16 protein-coding genes are annotated in these 20,845 nt (G+C 67.6%); 8 read left to right on the top strand and 8 right to left on the bottom strand.

Features of this window, described 5'->3' with window-relative positions; all coding sequences use genetic code 11:
* The first annotated feature begins 273 nt into the window (after positions 1-273).
* A complete protein-coding gene (locus F9C12_RS04315; RefSeq protein ID WP_409464835.1) occupies positions 274-4,014 on the top strand; it encodes a hypothetical protein in 3,741 nt (1,246 codons plus the stop codon).
* Between the two features lie 472 nt (positions 4,015-4,486).
* On the opposite strand, the gene F9C12_RS04310 is transcribed toward F9C12_RS04315, so the two are convergent.
* Complete coding sequence (locus F9C12_RS04310; RefSeq protein ID WP_409464834.1) at positions 4,487-5,602, bottom strand: pentapeptide repeat-containing protein; 1,116 nt, start codon at positions 5,600-5,602, stop codon at positions 4,487-4,489.
* Between the two features lie 442 nt (positions 5,603-6,044).
* Here F9C12_RS04310 and F9C12_RS04305 point away from each other — a divergent pair, with 442 nt between their 5' ends.
* On the top strand, positions 6,045-7,349 hold the full coding sequence (locus tag F9C12_RS04305; protein WP_409464833.1) for a DnaB-like helicase C-terminal domain-containing protein: 1,305 nt from the start codon (positions 6,045-6,047) through the stop codon (positions 7,347-7,349).
* 313 nt (positions 7,350-7,662) lie between these two features.
* On the opposite strand, the gene F9C12_RS04300 is transcribed toward F9C12_RS04305, so the two are convergent.
* Entirely contained in the window at positions 7,663-8,061 is a 399-nt protein-coding gene (locus F9C12_RS04300) for a histone-like nucleoid-structuring protein Lsr2 (protein ID WP_409464832.1), read from the bottom strand.
* On the opposite strand from F9C12_RS04300, the gene F9C12_RS04295 reads away from it, so the two are divergent.
* Positions 8,061-8,138, top strand: a complete 78-nt coding sequence (locus F9C12_RS04295; protein ID WP_409466962.1) for a hypothetical protein — start codon at positions 8,061-8,063, stop codon at positions 8,136-8,138. The genes F9C12_RS04300 and F9C12_RS04295 overlap by 1 nt on opposite strands.
* 258 nt (positions 8,139-8,396) lie before the next feature.
* Positions 8,397-9,566, top strand: coding sequence for a hypothetical protein (locus F9C12_RS04290; RefSeq protein ID WP_409464831.1), 1,170 nt, complete (start codon positions 8,397-8,399; stop codon positions 9,564-9,566).
* A gap of 28 nt (positions 9,567-9,594) precedes the next feature.
* On the opposite strand, the gene F9C12_RS04285 is transcribed toward F9C12_RS04290, so the two are convergent.
* From F9C12_RS04285 to F9C12_RS04270, 4 genes are all read right to left on the bottom strand, one after another.
* A complete protein-coding gene (locus F9C12_RS04285; protein ID WP_409464830.1) occupies positions 9,595-9,927 on the bottom strand; it encodes a hypothetical protein in 333 nt (110 codons plus the stop codon).
* A gap of 129 nt (positions 9,928-10,056) precedes the next feature.
* Positions 10,057-10,512, bottom strand: a complete 456-nt coding sequence (locus tag F9C12_RS04280; protein ID WP_409464829.1) for a hypothetical protein — start codon at positions 10,510-10,512, stop codon at positions 10,057-10,059.
* Positions 10,513-10,734: 222 nt separating this feature from the next.
* Entirely contained in the window at positions 10,735-11,118 is a 384-nt protein-coding gene (locus F9C12_RS04275) for a hypothetical protein (protein ID WP_409464828.1), read from the bottom strand.
* 324 nt (positions 11,119-11,442) lie between these two features.
* Positions 11,443-12,611, bottom strand: a protein-coding gene (locus F9C12_RS04270; protein WP_409464827.1) for an IS3 family transposase whose coding sequence is annotated in 2 segments (ribosomal slippage) — positions 11,443-12,342 and positions 12,345-12,611 — 1,167 coding nt in all. Because the reading frame shifts where the segments join, the coding sequence is not laid out codon by codon here.
* A 370-nt stretch (positions 12,612-12,981) separates the two neighbouring features.
* Here F9C12_RS04270 and F9C12_RS04265 point away from each other — a divergent pair.
* Both F9C12_RS04265 and F9C12_RS04260 read left to right on the top strand, forming a co-directional pair.
* On the top strand, positions 12,982-13,404 hold the full coding sequence (locus F9C12_RS04265) for a hypothetical protein (protein ID WP_409464826.1): 423 nt from the start codon (positions 12,982-12,984) through the stop codon (positions 13,402-13,404).
* Positions 13,405-13,636: 232 nt separating this feature from the next.
* Positions 13,637-14,845 (top strand): MFS transporter, encoded by a 1,209-nt coding sequence (locus tag F9C12_RS04260; protein WP_409464825.1) that lies wholly within the window; start codon positions 13,637-13,639, stop codon positions 14,843-14,845.
* 226 nt (positions 14,846-15,071) lie between these two features.
* On the opposite strand, the gene F9C12_RS04255 is transcribed toward F9C12_RS04260, so the two are convergent.
* Positions 15,072-16,382: a hypothetical protein gene (locus F9C12_RS04255; RefSeq protein WP_409464824.1), complete on the bottom strand. Its 1,311-nt coding sequence runs from the start codon at positions 16,380-16,382 to the stop codon at positions 15,072-15,074.
* 1,071 nt (positions 16,383-17,453) lie between these two features.
* Positions 17,454-17,879 (bottom strand): hypothetical protein, encoded by a 426-nt coding sequence (locus F9C12_RS04250; RefSeq protein ID WP_409464823.1) that lies wholly within the window; start codon positions 17,877-17,879, stop codon positions 17,454-17,456.
* A 22-nt stretch (positions 17,880-17,901) separates the two neighbouring features.
* Between F9C12_RS04250 and F9C12_RS04245 the strand changes: the two genes are divergently transcribed.
* A complete protein-coding gene (locus tag F9C12_RS04245; RefSeq protein ID WP_409464822.1) occupies positions 17,902-18,669 on the top strand; it encodes a hypothetical protein in 768 nt (255 codons plus the stop codon).
* Positions 18,670-18,984: 315 nt separating this feature from the next.
* Positions 18,985-20,766 (top strand): serine/threonine-protein kinase, encoded by a 1,782-nt coding sequence (locus F9C12_RS04240; protein ID WP_409464821.1) that lies wholly within the window; start codon positions 18,985-18,987, stop codon positions 20,764-20,766.
* The last annotated feature ends 79 nt before the right edge of the window (positions 20,767-20,845 follow it).

Genomic DNA, 20,845 nt, shown 5'->3' with positions numbered 1-20,845 from the left:
GTCGCCGTGCGTCGCACCGGACAACAGTTCCGGACAACGACTCCCGGGCCTGGTCGGGCCGCGATCCCGTGGCATGAGCGCATAGACGCAGGAACGCCATGACGCGGCCGGGAGAGTGTTGCCCGAACGACAGGAAACTGCGTGCTGCGGGTTTGGTCCGTTCGGGGATGTCCGCCGGACAGCCGTCGCGCAGACGTCCGCAGTTTTGGGACCCTCGGTGACGGGGAGGGGACGCGATGCCGCGCGGAACAGCCGTTGCTCGACGATGGTTCGGTGCTGACCGAGTTCGCCCAGGCGCTGCGCCAGGTCCGGACTGCGGCGGGGAATCCGTCGTATCGGGCGTTGGCGGTGCGTGCGCATTATTCGTCGACGACGTTGGCCGACGCGGCGGGCGGAAAGAAGCTGCCGAGCCTCCCGGTCACGCAGGCGTTCGTGCGCGCCTGCGGCGCGGACACCGCTGAGTGGACGCGACGGTGGCAGGAGACCGCGGCCGCTCTCGCGGCGGAGGCATCACCGCAGGACGCGGCTGCCCGATGCCCGGACGATGACGACGCCGCGCCGTACCTCGGGCTGTGCGCCTATCAGCCGGGTGACGCCGCGCGTTTCCACGGGCGGGACGAGCTGGTCGCGCAGGTTCGTGCGGCGGTCGCGGATCACCGGTTCGTCACGGTGGTGGGTGCCTCGGGCGCGGGGAAGTCGTCGTTGTTGCGCGCGGGCTTGATCGCGGAGGTCGAGGCAACGGGCCAGCCGGTCGTCGCCGTCACACCGGGGCGGCGTCCGGTGGAGGAGATCGCGGTCGCCCTGGCCGTCGTGTCCGGTGGGTCGGTGACGGCGTTGCGCCAGGACATCGTCGGCGATCCGGCCGGGTTGCACCACGCCGTCCGGCAGTTGCTGGCGGCCCGCGAGGCCGAGGGCGATCTGCTGGTGGTGGTCGATCAGTTCGAGGAACTGTTCACTGTGTGCCACGACAGCAGCGAGCGGGCGGCGTTCCTTGCCGCGCTGATCATCGCGGCGACGATCGAGACCAGCCGCACTCGCATCGTGATGGGGTTGCGCGCGGATTTCTACGCGCACTGCTGCGCTCACCCCGAGCTGGCGCAGGCGATGAACGGCACCCAGGTCGTGGTCGGGCCTATGACCTCCGATCAGCTGCGCGCCGCGATCTCCAGACCGGCCGTCGACGCGGGATTGAGCGTGGAGAGCGCTCTGCTGGCCGAGGTGACTGCCGACGCGCTGGGCGAGCCCGGTGCGCTGCCACTGGTGTCGCATGCCTTGTTGCAGACGTGGCGGCGTCGCCGCGGCACCGTGCTGAGTCTGAGCGGGTATCAGGCGGCGGGCGGTATCGCGCACGCGCTGGCCCAGACCGCCGAGAGCGTGTTCACCAGTCTCAGTCCGGCGCAGCAGCGGGCGGCGCGGGAGCTGTTCCTCCGGCTGACCGCGCTGGGCGAGGGCACCGAGGACACCAAACGCAGGCTGGACCGCAGGGAACTCGACCTGCCCGACAGCGATCTCGAGACCGTGCTGGACAAACTCGGCGCGGCACGGCTGATCGTGCTGGACCGCGACACCGTCGAGATCGGCCACGAAGCCCTCATCCGGGCGTGGCCGCGGCTGCGCGGCTGGCTCGACGCGGACCGCGACGGACTGCGGCTTCATCGCCGCCTTTCCGGCGACGCGAGCGACTGGGCCGGGCTCGACCGCGACCCCGGCACGCTCTATCGGGGCCTGAGGCTGGCCGCTGCCTGCGACTGGGCCGACGAAGCCGATGTTCGGCTCACCGCCCGGGAACGGGAATTCCTGGATGCGAGCCGGGTCGCCGAAGCCCGCGAGCATGCCCGGCAGCGTCGCCGAACCCGGCAGTTGCGCTGGCTCGCCGCGAGTCTGGCCGTCCTGATGGCCGCCGCGCTCACGGTCGCGGTGGTGGCGGTGCGGCAGCGGGAACACGCGCTCGCCCAGGAACGCATCGCCACCTCACGGCAACTCGCCGCCGAAGCGCAGACCCAGGCCGGGCTGGACCCCGCCGCGGCGATCCGCAAGAGCCTCGACGCCTACCGCGCGCATCCCACTGCCGAAGCCCGCGGCGCGATTCTCAGCCTCGCGTCGAAGCGTCGGTTTGACGCGCTGTTGCCCTCGCCGTCCGCGACCACAGCTGAAGTCGCGTTGAGCCCCGACGGGCGCTGGCTCGCCGCGCCGGGGGAGGGACGCCGTCTCACGCTGTGGGACGTGCCCGGTCGTCGCCGCACGGTCGTGTTCGACGCGCCGCTTGACCGGGTGATCGTGGTCAGGTTCAGTCCCGACGGGCAGAGGCTCGCCGTCGGGACGCTCGACGGTCACATCCACATCTGGGAGCTGGCTTCCCGCAGGATCATGGCCTCGTTCACAGCGGCGGAGCCCACGGTTTCACTCACTGCGGTGCGATTCAGCCCGGACGGGCGGCTGCTGGCCTCCGCTGATCTGCGCAACGCGGTGAAGCTGTGGGACATCGCCGGGCACACAGGCCCCGTCACCCTCGCTCCGCAACACGAGGGCCCCGACCTCGCCAGCCGTGCCGCCGTGGAGTTCAGCCCAGACGGCACGCTGCTCGCGTTCACCGACGCCACCGGCGCGCTCGCGCTCCGGGATCTGCGCACGGCGACGCGAGCAGGCGCGCTGCCGTCGGCAGGCGGGTGGACGAGCTCGGCGGCCTTCGCGCCCGACGGGCACACCGTCATCATCCCGAGCCGCGATGCCCCGACAATCCGGCTCTGGGATGTCACCACCCGTCGGCAGATCGCCGAATTCGGCGGCGACGCCTTTCCTCAGCTGAGCGTCGTGGTCGACCGCGTGAATGCGCAGCTGATCACGGTGAACACCCGGGGCTCTGTCAACATTTGGGACCTCGGCCGTCGAACGCTCCTGGCCGGTCTCGTGAAAGACCGCTCACTGCCGGGGCCAGTGGCGATCAGCCTCGACGGGAAGACCATCGCCGCGGTCGTCGACAACGGCATCGCCTTGTGGGACCGAGCGCGTCTGCCGCTCATGGGTCTCACCGCCTCCGCGGGTTCCCTGCAGGTCAGCGATTCAGGCCGCGCGGTGGTCGCGAGCGGCGGCGGCTCGCCGACCGTGATCTGGGACAGCCGAACGCGGAAAGGCAGGGTGATCGCATCACCTCCCAAGTCCGACCTTGTCAGCGGGTTCGCGATCCTGAGTCCTGACGAGAAATCGGTGGCGATCAACGACAACGGTCGCGTCGTCGTGCGCGACGCGAACACCGGCGGGCTCGTTGCCGAGGTGCCGCGACCGGCGGGCGGGTTGTACGTCATGTCGTTCGCCTTCAGCCGCGATTCCCGCACCTTGGCAATGACGACGACGCAAGGCGGCGGCATCTGGTTCTATGACCTCAACGCACGACGGTTCGTGCGAAAAGTCGCCGAAGGCGCCGTCGCCGGCGGTTTGCGCTACAGCCCGGACGGGCGCATGTTCGCCTATACCGGCGACGGCACGACCATCAACATTCTGGACGCCGACGGCTACCTCCCGATCGCGAAGTTGAAAGTCGTCGACGATACCCCCACAGGCAACTGGCCGGCATATGAGTTCAGCCGCGACGGATCGATGCTGATGTCCAATGATCCCCAGCTGACCGCCGCGGGAAAGATCACCATCTGGAACACGGCCGACTTCGCCAAAGCAGCCGAGTTTTCCACCCCCGCCACCGAGGCACGCTCACCGCGCTTCAGCCCGGACCACCGCTACATCGCCGCCTTCGGCAACAACGACGCCGTGACGGTATGGGATGCCGTCAAGGGCGACCGCTGGGCGACACTCACCGGTCACACCGCAAAGATCACCGGCATCTACTGGAACGCGACAGGCGTGCTCGCCAGCAGCAGCGAAGACAACACCGTAATCCTCTGGAACACCAACGTCGACGATGCGATCCGGCAACTCTACGACAGCATCGAGCACGACTTCCCCGGCGCCGGTCCTGCGCCCGCTATCTGCTCCGCGCCGTCGCAGAGCGGGCAGAGTTGAGCTGCTCGTGCCTGTGGCACTGGCGAAGCCCTCCGTGAATGCCGAAAACCAGGTGCGTGCCGTCCTGGGGCCGGGATCTACTTCCCGGACTTCCTGACCCCGCCAGAGGCTGGACCGGATTTCGATGCGGGCGTGGAGGCCCTGCTGAGCACGCCGCGGCGGCGTTTGCGACGGGACACGACCCAGCTGGCGGAGGCCACCTCCGCACCGGAGTGGCTTCGGCCTCTCGCCGAGGGCGACACGGCACAGGCAGGTCGTTGCATTGGACGGACATGGTCAGCCGTCCGGGGGAGCGAGTGGTCAGCGGGGCGGCCGGTAGACGGGCAGGTCGGGGAAGACGCCGAGGGTGCGGCCGGTTGCGGCGAGGTCAGTGGCGGAGAAGCAGGCGCGGCAGATCCGGACGCCGATGGTGACGTCGGTGGCGGGGACGGTGCTGTCGGCGGAGCCGGTGGCACTGGAGACGAGCTGGTTGTCACGTGCCGGGTTCGACCCCTGCCGCCTTGGCGTCGAACCCGGCGGGCCAGCGGGTCTGGTCATCGATCTTCGCGCCGTGCAGGTCGGCGCCGGACAGATCGGTCCCCGAGAGGTCGGCGCTGCGCAAGATGGCTCCGCGAAGGTCGGCGCCGACGAAAAGTGATCCGTCCAGTGTGCAGCCGACCAGGCTGCAGTTGCGCAGGCTGGCCAGAATGAACGCTGCGGACCTCAGGTCCGACCATGACAGATCGGCGCCGTCGAAGTTCGCGTTGCGGGCGACCGCGCGCACCATGGAGCTGCGCCGCAGATCGGCTCCCTGGCCGTCGAGCCGGATCAGGTTCGCGTCAGTCAGGTCGAGGGCATCGATCCGTGCGCATTCCAACGACGCGTCAGCGAGGTCGGCGCGAGCCAGGTTCAGTGCGCGCAGCCGGAGGTAGCTGAGGTTCGCGCCGGACAGGTCGAGCGGGTCGAGACCGGCGCTGAGGCCGTTGAACCGGTCGAGTGACGAGGCCATGGCGGTGACGTCCGGGGCGGCCCGCCCGCGGCGCGCGGCGTCTCCGTTACCGCGGTGTTCGCGCAGCAAGGTGCAGAAGATCTGCGAAACGACCGCTTGGTCTTCCGGCGAATCCTCCGCCATGCGACGCAGGACGTGAATGCCTCCCAACCGGACCTCGAGCCGGTCTTTGTCTCCCAGGCACTTGACGGCTCGCGAGAACCGTTCGATCGACTGCTGGGTGGTGCTGGCCGAAAACGCTCGTCGGCTCAGGCGGAGGTTCTGCAGGGTGAAGTAGAGCCCGGAGATAAGCGCCATGCTGCCGACGAGCTGGACGATGCTTGTCCGGATCGCGGACACCGACTGCATCCTGGCGTCCGCGGTGGGCCCGGAGGCCGGGATCAGGAAGTAGGGCAGGAACAGCACCAGGCACAGCAGTAGCATCGCGACGCCTGCCACGCCGAGGGCGAGGCGGGCATTCCGTTGTGTGCCCGCGGTTTCTCCAGAACCGGCCCGCTGTTCGCCCATGCCGCGATGCGGGACGACGGTCAGTGCGTCGGCGGACAGCGTGATCGGCGGGCCGACGGGGAGCTTCGCCATGTCCGCCGGAGGCAGTTCCACGACGTCGAAGTAGTTCAGCTTCAGCGATTCGAATGTGCGGGGATCGGTGAGGTGCCGAGCCTTGCCCCGGGGCGTGACACCGGGCTGACCGACCGGACGGTTGAGCCCGCGGGCGCTCCGCGTCGTTCGACGCCAGCGCTTGGCGGTGCTGCGCGAGGCGACGGGCTACGGCGGCAGCGAATAGGCCGATGGCGGGCACCGGTCAAACTGTCGGCGGGAGCGATGGCGGGCTGACGGCTCTGAGGCGGTTGCAGCCGCCTGTGTTCCTGCAGGCCCCGGCGCATGCGCGATCGGCAGCTCGCCCTATAAAGGTCGGGTGACGGCGTCTTCTGGATCTTCCGAGCCTGACGGTGACGGTGCGCACCACCAGGCGCCCGCCCAGGGCCAGGGCAGCGGCGGTGTTCTTCATGATCATGCCGCCGAGCGAGCGACGCTCGGCGGCATGCTGCTGAGCACCGCAGCGATTGTCGACGCGGCGGAGACCCTGGATCCGCGCGACTTCGACGACCCTGTGCACGCGGCTGTCTACGAGGCCGTCATCGACCTGTACGGCGAAGGCCAACCGACAGACCCGGAGGCGGTGGCCCGGAAGTTGGGCAACCGAGCCGGGACGGCGGACGCGGGCGGCGTGGCCCACTTGCTGCAGACTCTGGCCGACAGCGTGCCGACGGTCGCGAACACCGGATACTACGCCGAGATCGTGGCGGAAAAAGCGGTATTCCGCCGGTTGCGGCTCGCTGCGGCGATGATCGCCGAACTTGCCGAGAAACAGAGCGAGGATTCCGCCGGCGACACGGAAGAGGCCATCCGGTGCGCCCGGTCGCTTGTCGACGACGCCGGGTCGGACCGCACGGGCAGGCGCGTCCCGGAGCTGGAAGGTCTGCTCCAGTCGACCATGGACGAGCTCGAGGCCATCGAGTCCGGCGGGGGAGCCGGGCTGAGCGTGCCGACGGGATTCGGCGAACTTGACGGGATCACCGGCGGTCTGGCGGCGGGGTCCCTGACCGTGATCGGCGCTCAACCTGGCGTCGGCGCCAGCACGCTTGGGCTCTGCTTCGTGAGATCGGCGGCGTTGCGGCACGGCATCCCCGCGGCGTACCTCGCGTTGGCCAGCACTGTCGGCCCGGTGGCCCAGCGGCTGCTCAGCAGCGAGGCCAAGGTGCGGCTGGAAGACATGCGGACCGGGCGTATGGACGACGAGGACTGGACCCGGCTCGCCCGGCGAACGGCCGAGATCAGTGCGTCGCCGATCGTGATCGCCCGGCCCAAGGACGTCGACGTCGGCTCCCTCGCCGCGGAAATCAGCGGCCTGGCCGCCCACCGGGGCGTGCGGCTCGTCGTCATCGATTCGCTGCACCTGGTCACCGCCCGGCGCGACCTGCCCTACGAGAATCGCGAACGAGAAATCGCAGAGGTAACCCGGCGTCTCAAACGCCTCGCTCTGGACGTCGGCATCGCCCTCGTCGTCACCTCGCAGCTGTCTGCCAACCCCGGACCGCGGAAGCCGATTCCCGCCTTGCCCTCCCTGGCCGATCTGCGCGACTCCGGGACCATCGCGCACATCGCCGACTACGTCTTGCTCATCCACCGCCCCGACGCCTGGGAACCCAACGACGTGCGCGCGGGCGAAGCCGACTTCATCCTCGCCAAAAACAAATACGGACGGACCGCCACGATCACCGTGGCCCACCAGCTCCCGTACGCACGCTTCGTCGACATCGTCAGACGCCCGATCGCAGGTTCGTAGGGCTTACACTTGCCGTCATTTTCTCTCCACCCGCTTCACCTTGACAGCACAAATGAGATTCGGAATGGGACTTCGCAGGGCAGGGGTGATGTGGTCTCGACGTGAGCCACCGCGCGCCACCGGTATATGACACGACCGATGAGTCTGATCTTGATCAAGCCGGTGCGAGGCAGGCGGTGAAACCCGGGATCGCGCACAGTCAACATGTCATCGGCGGTGGGACCTTCCACTGTTCGGCGGCGTCTCGAGGCCGATGTCATTTCCTCGCCGGCACTTCCATCGCGCCGTCCGTCGGTGGCCGACGCTCTCGCGGTCAGGGCCGGGCCACGTGGACTGGCGCGAGCACGGCGAACGTCGTCCCTGTGCGGCCGCTGCGGGGCGGACGGCCGCTATTTGGCGGCTGCTTTTTCGCGGCGCGTTCGCGGACGGATTTCGCGGTCTCGTTCCGGGCTTCCTCGTAGGCGTCTGCCACCTCGCGCGGAATGCGGCCGCGGTCGGAGATAGGCCAGTCGTTGGCCACAGCCCACGCGCGGATAGCTTGGGAGCGCTCGCGGTCTTCGGCGGTGGGGGCCGTGCGGGCGATTGCTTTGCGGCCCCCGGTGCGGCGGCTGGACGCGATGAACCTGGCGAGCTCCTCGCGCAGGGCTGCGGCGTTGTCGTCGGACAGGTCGATTTCGTACTGGGCACCGTCGAGTCCGAAGGGGTGACGCATTGCGGAGTTTCGACAATCTCATGCTGTTGTGCAAGAACCACCACCGGCTTATCGACGACCCTCGTGGCGTTTCTTGACGGCCCGCAGATACTCCACGGGGAAATCGTCGCGCGTGTTCTCGCGGCTGCGCGGGACGCTCGCGGCGGTTTGGCCGTGACTCAGTCGTAGCGCCCATCCACCGTTCGCGCGAGGGCGTCGGCGGTCGCCATTGCTGGCAGGAGCAGAGGGACCTCCCATCGTCGAGTCGGAGCGAATTGCCTGCCAGGAGCCATCGGATGCTGGCAGCCGTGTCGACCCACGCTGTCAGCAGCGCGCCATTCGGCTAGGTTACGTCGGTGGTGTTCGATTTGACGAGGTTGGGCAGCGAGCGTTTCGAGCACTTGGTGCAGGCGCTGTCGCTGGACCGTATCGGCCCAGGCACGCAGGTTTTCGGTGTCGGCCCCGACGGCGGCCGCGAGGCGACCTTCGACGGGGAAGTGCACCTCGGGGGCGGTCGGGCCTGGTCAGGGTACGGAGTCATCCAGGCCAAGTACCGGAGCCGGCTGACCAGCACTTCCGACGACCAGAAATGGTTCTTCGAGCAGGTCACAGCGGAACTCGATGAATGGGTCAACCCCAAGAGCAGGCGCAGGCGTCGGCAGCCCAAATATTTCGTGATCGCGACGAACGTGCGTTTGACCGCAGTCGCCGAATCCGGCGGAATCGATCGCCTCGACAAACTCATCGCCCGCTACCGCGACATGAAAGACGAGCAGAATCGTCCGATCGGCCTCCCCGGCCTCGAGGACTACGCCCTGTGGCATGCCCAGTACCTCGACCGGCTGTTGGAGACCACCAGCGGGAACATCCGTCGCGCCTACGCCGATCTTATTCTTCCGGGTGATGTTCTGAGCCGGCTCTTCGACTCCCTTGCCGACCAGGAGAATCGGATCGCCGAGGCATGGATCGACAATCTCGCACGGTCGACCACTGCTGACGCCGACGTCGGGCTCGGAGGGCCCGGCGGCGGCGAAAACACACCGCTCGCCTTGGCCGATGACGCCTGCGAGCTCTCTGCTGCGTCCGACCCGCACGACCCCGCCACCACAACCGCACTCGCTGCGGTTATCGACCGCAGCGACCAAATCCTGCAGCCCGACCTTCGCCGAAAGGCGAGCGATCGAAGGGGCGGCCTCGAGCACCCGTCCCCGGGACTGACGGGCGCGACCTTGTACATCACCGAGCACCTCGGGCACGCGTACAGCATTTCCGTGGACAATGAGCGCAACTCACTCCGGCGTGACTGGGAAGTGGTGCAGGAACACATCGACGAGGACGGCAAGCCCGTGAAAGACCGGCAACGCGGGTCGCGGGCGTTCCCTTCGCGCAGCGCTCAACTGGGATTCGTCCGCCGGCGGCTGGCTGCGTTGTCCCGTTCCGGTGCGAACTGGACGTGCACCGGCCCCCAAATCCCGGACGACGGCTGGCCCGCCGGCCGCCCACCGAGACTGCGGGCTGGCGGCTGACCCCCCCAGCTGTCGCAGACGGACGCGCCTACTCTGCATGAAGCGGTGCCGTGTCCAAGGCTTTGATGATGTCGTCCGGGCGTGCGCGAGCCTGCCAGAAGTAGCCTGCGGCGACGTTCGCGACGGCGCTCCGGTACGGCCTGGTGACGTTCGTGTCGTCCGGTGCCGGCTGCTTGCGCATCGAGCGCAGCACAGCTCTCGACACCTGGATAGCCTCTGCTCGCACCCGTTTAGGCTCCGCTGAGTCAGGGTGCGCGTCTTCGGGCGGGCTGTCCCGCGGCCGACGGACGGCTTGCTTGCGCATCTTGGCGAGGATCTTCGTCGCGGCTTCCTGAGCCTTGCCTGGTTCGTCGCCGGTCATGCCGTCTCCCTTCCTCGTGTCAAACCCTACGGCTGAGATCGCCGCCACGCGGCCATGAGGGTGCGGATTCCGTTGCTCTGGATGTGAAGGTCGACGATCCGCGCATCGGTGGAATAGTCCGGGTTCGGCTCAGTCGTAGAGTCCTTCCACCGTCCACGCGACAGCATCCCCGGTGATCTTGCCCGACAGGAGCATGGCGTCTTCCCCGGCGTCGGGGCGCGTCCCGGCGAGGACGACCTGGAACCGGACGACGCGCTGGGCGCCGCCCTGCCCGACGCGGACGGTGACGGCGGGCCAAGGTCCGGCCCATCGCAGGACCTGCCGCGGGGCGCGGTCGCCGACGGCAACCGTGTCCGGAGGTTCGGTGAGGCGGAAACGCGCGGTCCAGCCGACGGCGGCGCCGCTGGGCCCGAAGACCTGCGCGGACCGGGGTGTGTCCGGCACGGTCGCGGGCGAGGGCGAGGGCGCGGGCAGCCGGCCCGGCCACGGTGCGTCGGTGTCGACAGCGTCGGGTTTGTCGCCCCACGGCACGAGAACGACTTGTTCGGCAGGACCGCGCCCGCCCGTCAGCACGGCGGTGAACACGCGGTCCGGGGCCGAGGAGTCCTTGCACGCGGCCGATCGCGCGGGCGGCGCGGTCGTCGGCGTCCGGCTGGGTGCCGGCGGCGGGCAGGCTCAGCTGCAGCGCGCCGCCGGAGACGGTTTCGGCAGGTTCGAGCGTGACGCGCACGATGCCGGCGGAGGGCCGGTCGTCTTCGCGGCGTCGCAGCCAGCTCTCGCACTGCCATCGCACCCGGTCCGTCGGTTTCAACCATCAAGACGACGGCGTGCGCCGTGGAGCGTGCGGCCGATCGTTCGTTGCAACCGCCGCAGGATGTTGATCGTCTGCTCGTCCGAGAAGCCTGTCGTGATCGACCAATCAAGGCCAGATCCGAACACGTCACTGGCGAACACGATTTCTGTAGCTGCCACCACTCGTCGCCAGTCCTGGGGACTCAAAGGTTCGCTGGCGGCTAGTGCTGTCCGAAGCCGACGCCCGTCTTCCAAGAGATCCGCCACACTCCTGAAGCCCATCGCCACCGCGAGCGCTTCAGTGCAGCTCGCGGGACCACCCCACTCGGCCAATCCCCGACGCAGCACCTCGCGCTCGTCGTCGGCCAACTCGACTGACACCAACTCTTCACTGTCCACCGACGAATCATGGCCGTGCTATCAAGAGCCGACCGTCGAGGGCCTGCGACGGGGCTGCAACCCGCTGACAGACAGCAACATGCATCGCGAGATGTGGCCCAGCGGCTGTACACGACGCTCACCCGGCCACCTGGCGCTCACGGTCACAGGTCAGCGTTCAACGGAGTGCGGCGCGTCGGAGCTTCGTGCCAACTATCGCCTGTTTTTGATGCCAACCATCATCTGCCGTTCGGAAGGATCGCCAGGTCGCACCACGAACCCGATACCAACTAACACCTGTCGTCACAGGTGGTGAGGTTTCCCCCGGGAGCCGGTCACCGGGTTTCATGCTGCGTGGGTGGTCGGTGGACTGTAGTTGGTGCGGGTTTCGTGGGGTGTTCGGTAGTTGAGGGTGGAGTGCAGGCGGTGGTGGTTGTAGTAGGCGAGGTAGGCGAATACTGCGTGCCGGGCTTGGTGTCGGGTGGTCCAGGAGCGGGTGCCGATTTCGGTTTTGAGGGTGGCGAAGAAGGATTCGGCGGCGGCGTTGTCGTAGCAGGACCCGGTCCGGCCCATCGAGGCCCGGATCCCGTGTGCGGCCAGGGTGGCGCGGAATTCCGTTGAGGCGTATTGGGTGCCGCGGTCGGAGTGGAACACCGCGCCAGCGTTGATCAGGCCGCGGTCTGCGGCGAGGGTGATCGCGTCGCGGACGAGGTCGGCGCGCATGTGCGGGGCGAGGGCGTGGCCGACGATTTCGCGGGTGTGCGGGTCGAGCACGGTCGCGAGGCAGAGCCAGCCTTCGTCGGTGGGCAGGCAGGTGATGTCGCCGACCAGGCGCTGTCCGGGGGCGTCGGCGGTGAAGTCGCGCCCGATCAGGTCCGGAGCCGGGGCCGCGGTCTTGTCCTTCCGCGTCAGCGACCGGGGTTTGCGCCGGGTGATCCCGGTGATGCCGCGCTCGCGCATGACCCGCTCGACCCGTTTGTGGTTGACCGTTTCGCCGCGGCGGCGCAGCTCGGCGGTGATCCGCGGACTGCCGTAGGCGCCACGGTGGGCGGCGTGGATCCCGGCGATCTCCCCGGCCAGCCGGTCCTCTTCCCGCGCGCGGTGTTCGCGGGCCGGGGCGGCGGCGAGCCATTCGTAGAACCCCGGGCGGCGGACCTCGAGGACACGGCACAGCCGGGCGACGCCGTAGGCGGCGCGGTGGTCGGAGATGAACCGGTAGCTGCGGGTCAACGACCCATCTCCTGCGCGAAATAGGCAGCCGCTTTCCGCGGGATCTCCTTTTCCTTCTCCAGCTCCGCCACCCGCTTGCGCAACTGCCGCAGCTCCCGCTCCGCCGCATCGCCCCCGGCCGCGGCCGCCTGATCGGCACGGTCAGCGGCCCGCACCCACGTCCGCAGGGTCTCGTGATTCACCCCCAGCTCACGAGCCACCTGCGCCAACGGACGAGACGCGGACCGCGCCAACGCGACCGCGTCCACCCGGAACTCCTGCGAATACTTCGACGAACCAGACACAAACACATCCTTCCCCAGGCCAAAGGCCAAGGACCAGAGTGTCCGCACACCGGGGGAACCGCATGGTGTGCCTACAGCCGATAACTGTCACTTGCAGGAGATGGTTCTCACCGTGTGGATGGCACGGCCTTGTGCGTGTTGGGCGGCCTGGCGCTCAAACCTCCCCGGACGTTCCGGCATCCGGATCCGCTGCCTGTCGGCGAGCGAGATTGCATCAACGCGTGGTGCCTGCTGGTCCCTTCAGCGTTGCTCGGTCGGAGGACGTGAATCGAGCAATGTAATCGGATGACGGCGGGCGTCGTGTCCGGACACAATGCCGAACGTGCGACTTACCTGGACGCTGCGACACCACGGCTGGGCTTTCTGTTCTGTGACGGACGAGCAGACGACCGCCGAGGCGGTCGCGTCCTATGTCACCGGCGGTCCCGAGCAACTGCTGGAGGCCATAACCAGAATCACCCTGTTCGAGACCGACGCACAGACCGAATTCGAAGCCGAGCCCGACGTCTTCCGCTGGTTCTTCCATCGGCACCCGAACGCGGTCGCCATCCGGCTTGCCCACGCGGTCGACTCGACGGCACCGCAGCACGCCGGAACTGTGATCTGGCACAGCGAACAGCCAAAGGCGACGCTCGCCAAGGCGGCGCTCAGGGCGTTCGACGCCCTCGTCGCAGACCTGGGCGAGGTCGGCTACGAAGCCCAGTGGGGCCGCCCCTTTCCCCGGCACGAACTCGAAGCATTTCGAGCAGCTTGGCGCACAAACCGAGTCAGCGACGATTCGGCTGCGTCCTGAACAACCTCGCCGCCACGCCGCACCGCACGAGGTCGTCCGAAGACGGTAGTACGACGTCGTGCCAAGGGCTGGTTGCCGCAGCTGGGCAGCGTCGACGGGCAAGGAGTTCGTTGGCTGACGTAGCGGAGATCACTCGGACTGTTGGAGCGCGGCTAGCGGTGTTCTTCTGGTGTTTTCCGTCCTGTGGCAGGAGTACACGATGATAGGAAGACCGGCGAAACGTGGATCGGGCATGATCCGGGACCGGGTGACGGTTTCGGCGATCTTCATCATCCACGGCATGGTCTCTGGCACCCTCGCGACTCGTATACCGTTCATTCAGGAACGCGTGCACGCTGACATCGGCGGCCTGGGCATCGCGCTTCTCGCACCCTCCGCCGGTGCGGTCGTCGTGATGCCGTTCGCCGGTGCGCTCTACCGTCGAATGGGCGCGAGGTCCTTCACCGGACTCGCGATGGCGATGTGGGCAGCCGCGCTCGCGCCTCCGGCGCTGGCGACCAATCTGGTCGTGCTGTGCGGGTTGCTCGCCGTGTACGGTGTCGCGGCCGGCTTGTCGGACATCGCGATCAACGCGCAGGGCGCTGCGGTGGAGCAGGCCGTGGGTCGTCCCATCATGCCCGGACTTCATGGTCTCTGGTACGTCGGCGCGCTGCTTGCTTCCGGAGCCGGCGCATTGGCTGTCGGCCAAGACATTGACGGACGAGTCCATCTCGGTGGCATGGCCGTGGTTCTGCTGGCGGCGCTGTGGCCGATATGGCGGCGACTTCCGCTCCCCGTAACGGATCGGCTGCCTGACGAACCAGCTTCTCGTCGCTTGAGCTGGCCTACTCGCGCCATTCTGGGCATCGGGCTTCTTGGCTTCTGTGCGGTCTTCGCCGACGCGACCAGCACGAACCTGTCCGTCGTGTACATGGTGAAGGTTATGGGTGCCAACCCCGCACTGGCGGCGGTGACTTTTACGATCTACAGCTGCGCCCTCGCCGGCGCACGGATCTTGGGAAACGGTGTTGTCCGCAGAATGGGTGCCGTTAACGCGGTGCGTGCCGGATCGGTCATCGCTACTATCGGCGGGATTGTGCTCGTCGTGTCACGCACGCCTGTTCTCGGCATCGGCGGTTTCGTGCTGCTCGGTATCGGAATCGCGGTGACTTTGCCAGTCGTGTTCGCCAGCGTCGGCGCACCGGGCCCGCACGCCGGAGCCGCCGTGGCGAGGGTCGCGACGTTGACCTACGGTGCGGGTCTTGCCGCGCCGGCTGCGATCGGCGGCCTCGCCCAGGTTACGTCGATGCCGTTGTCCTTCGTCTTGGTCGTGCTGGCTGTCGCCGCGGCGTTCTTTCTCGCGCCGCAGATGAACCGGTATCAAGAGATGACACGGAATCAAGAAGTTTTGGCCAAGGAGAGGCAGTCTGACGAAATGCCCGCAGAGCGCCCTGAGCCTTAATCGTCGTCGGCCGGTGGCGCGTTCGCGGACCAGCCTCCAGTCAACTCGTTGCCGGAAGACCGATCTGTCCATGATTGTCGGTTGACGCGCACGTGTGCGTCCTTCTCATGCCGTGCCGGGGGCAGGAGCGAGGACGATCGTGCCGACTGACAGCGGGTTCATCCGCAGCCTGGCCACCCTTCGGAGGAGCTGTGTGAATACGGTGCGGGAACTGCTCGTGCCGCGTTCAGGCGTTGCCTGAATCGTTGGTGTGCCGGTGGATGTGCACCCCGCCGTGGATGGTGGCGGCCTGGACGACGTGCCCGCCGGCGGTCCCGTCCACCCGGTTCGCAGTGGTCGTCGACGCCGCACCGGTGCTGCGCGGCCGCGAGGTCGGCTCACGGGCGGCCAGCACCTCGGTCGGCCAGGCCAGTTCCCGCCACGGCAGGAGCCCCTGGGAACCGACGGGCTCAATCCCGAATTCGCCGGCGGCCGCGACGAGCGCAGCGCCGAGATGCAGTTCCCGTTCGCAGTCGTCTATCTGCGTTTTCAACTGCCCGATCCGGCGCTGGAGCGCGGATATCTCGTCGGCGAGCGCCGCCAGCCGCGTCACCACGTCGTGCGTGTCCGGGTAGCCGGCTGCGATTTTCGCAAGGGCGCGTTTCAATCGCTGAGGGACTTTTCCATGAATGCCGGCCGCGCCGAAGGCGCGGGCCAAGGCATGTGCCGACGCCTGCTTCTCGGCAGTGAAGTGCTTAGTGCCGGCGAGGTAGGACGCGACGCTGCGGCAGAGGGCGGCGTCGTTTTCGGGCAGGCTTCCGGCGATGACGCTCAAGTCCTGTGCCAATCTGTCCAACTGCCGGTGCCAGTCCCAGCCGACCCTCTGGGCTTTTGTACGCAAGTCGCCGATCCGGCGCTGGTGGTCCTGTCGGGCTGCCTTTGCTTTCTCGAGTTCCGCATCCACCCTGTCGATCGTGGTGAGGACCGGCTCCAGCCCGATCCTGATCCGCTTCAGCAGCGGGTAGAGGGTGGGCGTGCCGTCGAGTGCGACGACGACCGCTTTCCGCTCCAGCAGGCAGACGAAGACCGCGCAGGGAAGCAGCGCCTCGGAGACGCCGAAGAACCTGCGCATCTCGCTGGCAGCGACGGTGAGAGCGTCGCGGTGGCCGGCCACCTCTCCGGGCAGGGTTGGGGCCAGGGCGATCTCGTTGCCTTGCCGCGCGTTCATAGCGACCTTTGAATACGCGTTGACCGCTGGCGTGTTCAGTCCTCTGCTGTCGCTCAGGCACTCCACCCCGCGGATGACAGGACTGTCCTCCCTGAGGTGGGGACTCTGGCTGTCGAGCCGGATGACGCTCGGAGCGGGTGTGATGACGGCCAGGTAGCGGCGCGTCACATCGTGCATGTCGGTCCATTCGGTGAAGAACCGCTCGTGCAGCGCGGGGCTGTCAGCCGGGCGCGCTAGAAGGAACACCAGGCCGGCGTAGCCGCCGTCGCTCAGACGCCGGAACCGACGGCGGAGGAACTCGCTGACCGACATGTAGGACACGAATCCCATGCTGTCTCCCTGTCCGCTGGCTTGAGCGTGGTGTGCGTGCCGCTCCAGAGTGGCACACAGCGAGTGAGGCACAGCCTCGCGTCGCCCTGGCTTCCGGTCGCTTCACCGCCAAGCTCGCGTTGGTTGGTCGGCGATGGCTACCGGGCGGAGTGCGTGCAGGTCGCCGTGCGACTGTACGTGTCCTATTCCGGGACCTCGACACCGTGGAGACGACCGACCTGGCCTGCTCTGTGGGGGTCGCTGCCCGGGCAACCGCACTCACTCCGGTGAAGCGGGAGGCCATCCTCGAAGCTGGCTCTCTGCTCCTGAGGCATCGGTATTCCGCTGCGTGCGATTTCACCCCGAGCTGCCGTAGACGTGAACGTCACTGACCCGCTACCTGGATTCCGGAGCACTGAGCCTGCGGACCATCCGCACGATTCTCGCGGAGCAAAACGGCCCTCTCCTTGTCGTGGGGACCATGTGGCTCGCAGAGTTCGACCGGTTCTGCCTCCCGCCTGCACAGGACCACCTGCTGGATCCCCACGCCGACGCCGGGGCGATCCTCCGCCTCGCCACCCGGTTCGATCTTGCCCCTGCCTTCACGGAGTCCGAAATCCGGCGGGCTGGAGTGATCGGCGAATGGGATCCTCGCGTCCGCGAGGCGATCGAACGCTCGGAGGACGCGGCGATTCCGTCGTGCCTGGCGTGCGCGCCGGAACTGATCCGCCGCTGGGAACAGCCGAGCGACCCGGGCGACGGCGTCCGGGGTGACCGTGCCGGTCAAGAGCAGCGCGCCCTCGTCGCTGCCCGGGCACCGGTTTTCGACGACGGCCTGGACGCGAATGAGGCGACGGGCGCCGCCGGAAGCGACACTCGCGGTGACGGTCGGCCACGGCCCGGCCCAGTTCCGGAGCGCAACTATCGACGGACAGGACGATCTTTCCCGGGCGGCGGGTTCCCCGGGTGCGCGGCGGCGGATCTGCTCCCGCCGTGTTCTGTCGCGTGCGGACAGTCGGATTCGCCGGTCGTCTTTGCGCCGGGCTCGGAGGTCGGCGGGAGGTCGCGTGTCCCGGTGCCGGTCGGGCGCGTTCATCCCGCGACGACGGTCATCGCCGGGCGGCGCTCCAGCTCGGGCTCGGCCTCCGGGGCGGCGAGCGCTCCGCCGGGCCCGGGGAGGTGGACGGGGACCGCGGTCTCCGCCGCGACGCGTCTGCGGTCGCGGTGCACCACCGCGTCGCGGCGGGCGAGGAACCCGTGCCCGCCGGTGCCGACGCCGTGCCACTGGCCGGGTTTGCACCGGAACCGGACCTCGGCTCCGAGCCATGCGCCTGCCGCGACCAGAAGCGCGGACCGGTTCCTGGCGCGGCGGCTGAGCCGGTGCGCGATCGAGGGCGGGATCTCGCGGCACAGGTCGGGACCGAGGACGACGATGTCCACGCCGTCGAGCAGCGCACCGACGACGGCGGCCGGGTCCCGGCCCGGAGAGGGAACCAGGGCCAGGCGCTCGAGCGTCACTCCGAGCTCTTGGGCGGCCACGATGCCCAGCGACGGCATCCCCACCACGGCAGCCCAGGATCCTGCGGCGACCGGCGCCGCCAGCAAGCTCAGCAGCAGAGACGTCGAGCCGGTCACGGACACGGTGGTGCCGCGCCGGAGCCCGCCGAGCGCGGCCAACGGGGCCGCCACCGGCAGCGTGTTGCCGTCTGCCGCGGCCGATCCTCGTTCACCGGCCAGGGCTGTCGCTTTAGTTGATCACCCGAAGAACATCTACCTGCCCGAAGCGGCGTTGATGGAGCCGCTGAACAGCTACATCCATCACGCGTTCTCGGAAGACCAGCGTGACGCGACCGTGGAGGCGATGCTCGGCGTCGCTGGCGACGTGAACGTCAACCCGCAGCGCACCGCGGATGCTCAGCGGCGGCTGACCCAAGCGAAGACCCGGCTGGCGAGGCTTACGCAGGCCATCGAGGCCGGTGCGGACCTGGAAGCGCTGATCGAACCACTGAACCGCGCGAGGGAGGAACGCGACGCGGCAGCAGAGGAGCTGGAGAGAACTCCAGCCGGTTCAGAGCTGGTGAGAGCGGACGTTGAGGCGCTGGTCGACTCGCTGGCGGATGCCGGCCGGCAGGTGATCAGCGCGAGCCCGGCCCGGCTGCAAGAGCTGTACGAGGAGATCGGCCTGGAGCTGGTCTATAACGCAAAAGAGCGGATGGTCGCTGTGACCATCCGCCCACCCCGTAGGGTTAATGCGCGTGTCCGAGGGGCGAGTTGCACACTAACCACACGACTCGAACTGCTCGGATGAGCCGGGCTCAACCAGTCGGTAACGCGCGTCTGAAGGCCGGCGATGTCTCGCTGCAGGTTTCCTGACGGCGGCGTGTAAGGCGGTCACCTCGCTGGTGGACGACTTCAGCCTCTGACCCTCATGCCGGCATCCAGTCGACTCCCCACGCCTTGACTGACCCCGACTCACAACGGAGTCGAGCACGCCGGGATCGACAGCGGCCAACGCGGCCCTATGACCGACCGCTTGGACGACCGTCGAAAGTGACGCTAAATCACCCCTGCTCACAGAGCGAAAGGCCAGGTCGCCGGACTCGAGGGTCAGTAAGGTGGTTTCATGCCGAAGAACGAACCGTTCATCGTTGACGGAGTCACTTACGAGCGCGATTCAGCTCCGGGAGAGGGCGGATCAGCCGTGGTGTGGAAAGTCCGCCGCAAGCCAGACGGTCAGGTCCTCGCAGTCAAACGGATTAAGAAGGACCGCGACGCGGACTCTGCTCGCAACAAGCGTTTCAAGCAGGAGATCGAGTACGGGCAGGCATCGAGCCACCCGAACGTCGTGAGTATCCACGCGCGCTCAGAGGACGCGAACTTCTTCTACTACGTCATGGACTTCTACCCTATGACGCTGCGAAACGTGATCAACGACGAAACCGATGCTGACGTGCTTCTCGACTACGCGCGCCAGCTCTGCGACGCGCTCGCGTACGTGCACGGCGACGGCATCGTGCATCGCGACCTCAAACCTGAGAATGTCCTCGTCGACCCAGATGCTTGTCGTCTCGTCCTGGCCGACTTCGGAATCGCGCATTTCAAGGACTCCTCGCTCACGAAGCGCGGGGACCTCTTAGCGAACCGGAACTATCTCGCTCCCGAGCAGATGGTGAGGAACAACGCTATCGGCATCGGCAAGCCAGCGGACATCTTTGCACTCGGCCTCGTCATTACCGAGATGTTCACGAAGCAGAACGCTCGAGGGCGGCGGCACGCGCTTGTGCGCGACCGCTACCCCTTCCTAGCCGACCTCGACTTGATCATTGAACATATGCTGCTCCAAGACGACGCGAAGCGTCTCCCCATCGACACCGTACGCGGCATGCTTCGGGTAACCCTTCAGCGGCTCGACTCGGCAATCGAGGAGATCTCCGATCGTCTGTGCCCCGACGAAGAGTCCGCCAACAGCTCATCCGGCGAGGTCGAGCGGATCCTCGGCCGTGCAACCAAGGACGTGCTGTCGGCGAAGCATGTCTTCGAGCGGGTCGCCGACGGAGAGCTCGACCGATACAACCTCAACTATCACTGCGAGGTTGCATACCGGGTGGGCACGGAGCTGTTCAATACATGCGCTCAAGCCGTTATATATGCCTCATGCAAGGCGAAGTTCAGCTATGAGGGCGCCGGGCGGTGGGACGAGAACGACGACGCTCTTGTGTCGTCGGCCGCCAAGCCGGGACTCCAACGCGAGCTGGGGACGATTCTGGCTGATTTTCCCCTCCCCCAGTCTTCGCGCTGGGGAGGTCTGCCACGGCGGTCGGCTCACTTGTTCCGATTTTGCAAGGACTACCACTGCGAAGAGCTGCTGACGAGCATCCGCGAATCTGTCTATGGTGAAGGCAACGGCTCGCTCCGGGCGAATCTGATCAGCGCCCCGGTCCTCTGGATTACCCGCTGGATGCGTACGAATCTGGACACCGACTACCTGAAGTTCGACAAAACAGTTCGCGAGGACATCGGTTTCGAGCGCCACCTCTCGGTGTGCTGGGACGAGACGCTTCCGTTGGATTCGGCCCGAGAAGAGGTGGGAGTGGATCTGTTGACCGATCCGCTCAACGCGGACGACATCGCCGGCACACTGCGGGAGCTTGAAGCGAAGTGGCATGTCTCCGTGGGAGAGCTCGTAGACGGTGGGTACTCGGTCATATTCCGGTCACGCGACATGTACCGCTGCTTCCACGACGAGGCACTCGACCTCGCAGAACCGGGCTCAGTATTCGAAGCCGACGTTCTCGACCTGCTCCGCCCTGAGGCAGAGTTCGACGATCTCGTCGCACTCACGTGGGATCGGGACTTCGACGTGGCCATCACGCTCGGGAAGATCCTCGGCACCCCCACGCGCTAGCGTCCTGAGTCCAAAGTTCGAGGGCGGTCATAGGATAGGGCGATGCCTGGTCAGAAGCCGTTGTCGCTGGAGTTGTCTG

It is taken from the genome of Amycolatopsis sp. GA6-003 (genome assembly GCF_046267895.1).
Taxonomy (GTDB): domain Bacteria; phylum Actinomycetota; class Actinomycetes; order Mycobacteriales; family Pseudonocardiaceae; genus Amycolatopsis.
The sequence above is the reverse complement of the archived record's forward strand: the minus strand, read 5'-3'. Positions and strand labels throughout refer to the sequence as shown.

Excerpts from the sequence above, each read along its gene's own strand:
- F9C12_RS04305 (WP_409464833.1), top strand. The coding sequence starts at position 6,045 with ATGCTGCTGAGCACCGCAGCGATTGTCGACGCGGCGGAGACCCTGGAT.
- F9C12_RS04300 (WP_409464832.1), bottom strand. The coding sequence starts at position 8,061 with ATGCGTCACCCCTTCGGACTCGACGGTGCCCAGTACGAAATCGACCTG.
- F9C12_RS04285 (WP_409464830.1), bottom strand. The coding sequence starts at position 9,927 with ATGACCGGCGACGAACCAGGCAAGGCTCAGGAAGCCGCGACGAAGATC.
- F9C12_RS04260 (WP_409464825.1), top strand. The coding sequence starts at position 13,637 with ATGATCCGGGACCGGGTGACGGTTTCGGCGATCTTCATCATCCACGGC.
- F9C12_RS04255 (WP_409464824.1), bottom strand. The coding sequence starts at position 16,382 with ATGGGATTCGTGTCCTACATGTCGGTCAGCGAGTTCCTCCGCCGTCGG.
- F9C12_RS04245 (WP_409464822.1), top strand. The coding sequence starts at position 17,902 with ATGCCCAGCGACGGCATCCCCACCACGGCAGCCCAGGATCCTGCGGCG.
- F9C12_RS04240 (WP_409464821.1), top strand. The coding sequence starts at position 18,985 with ATGCCGAAGAACGAACCGTTCATCGTTGACGGAGTCACTTACGAGCGC.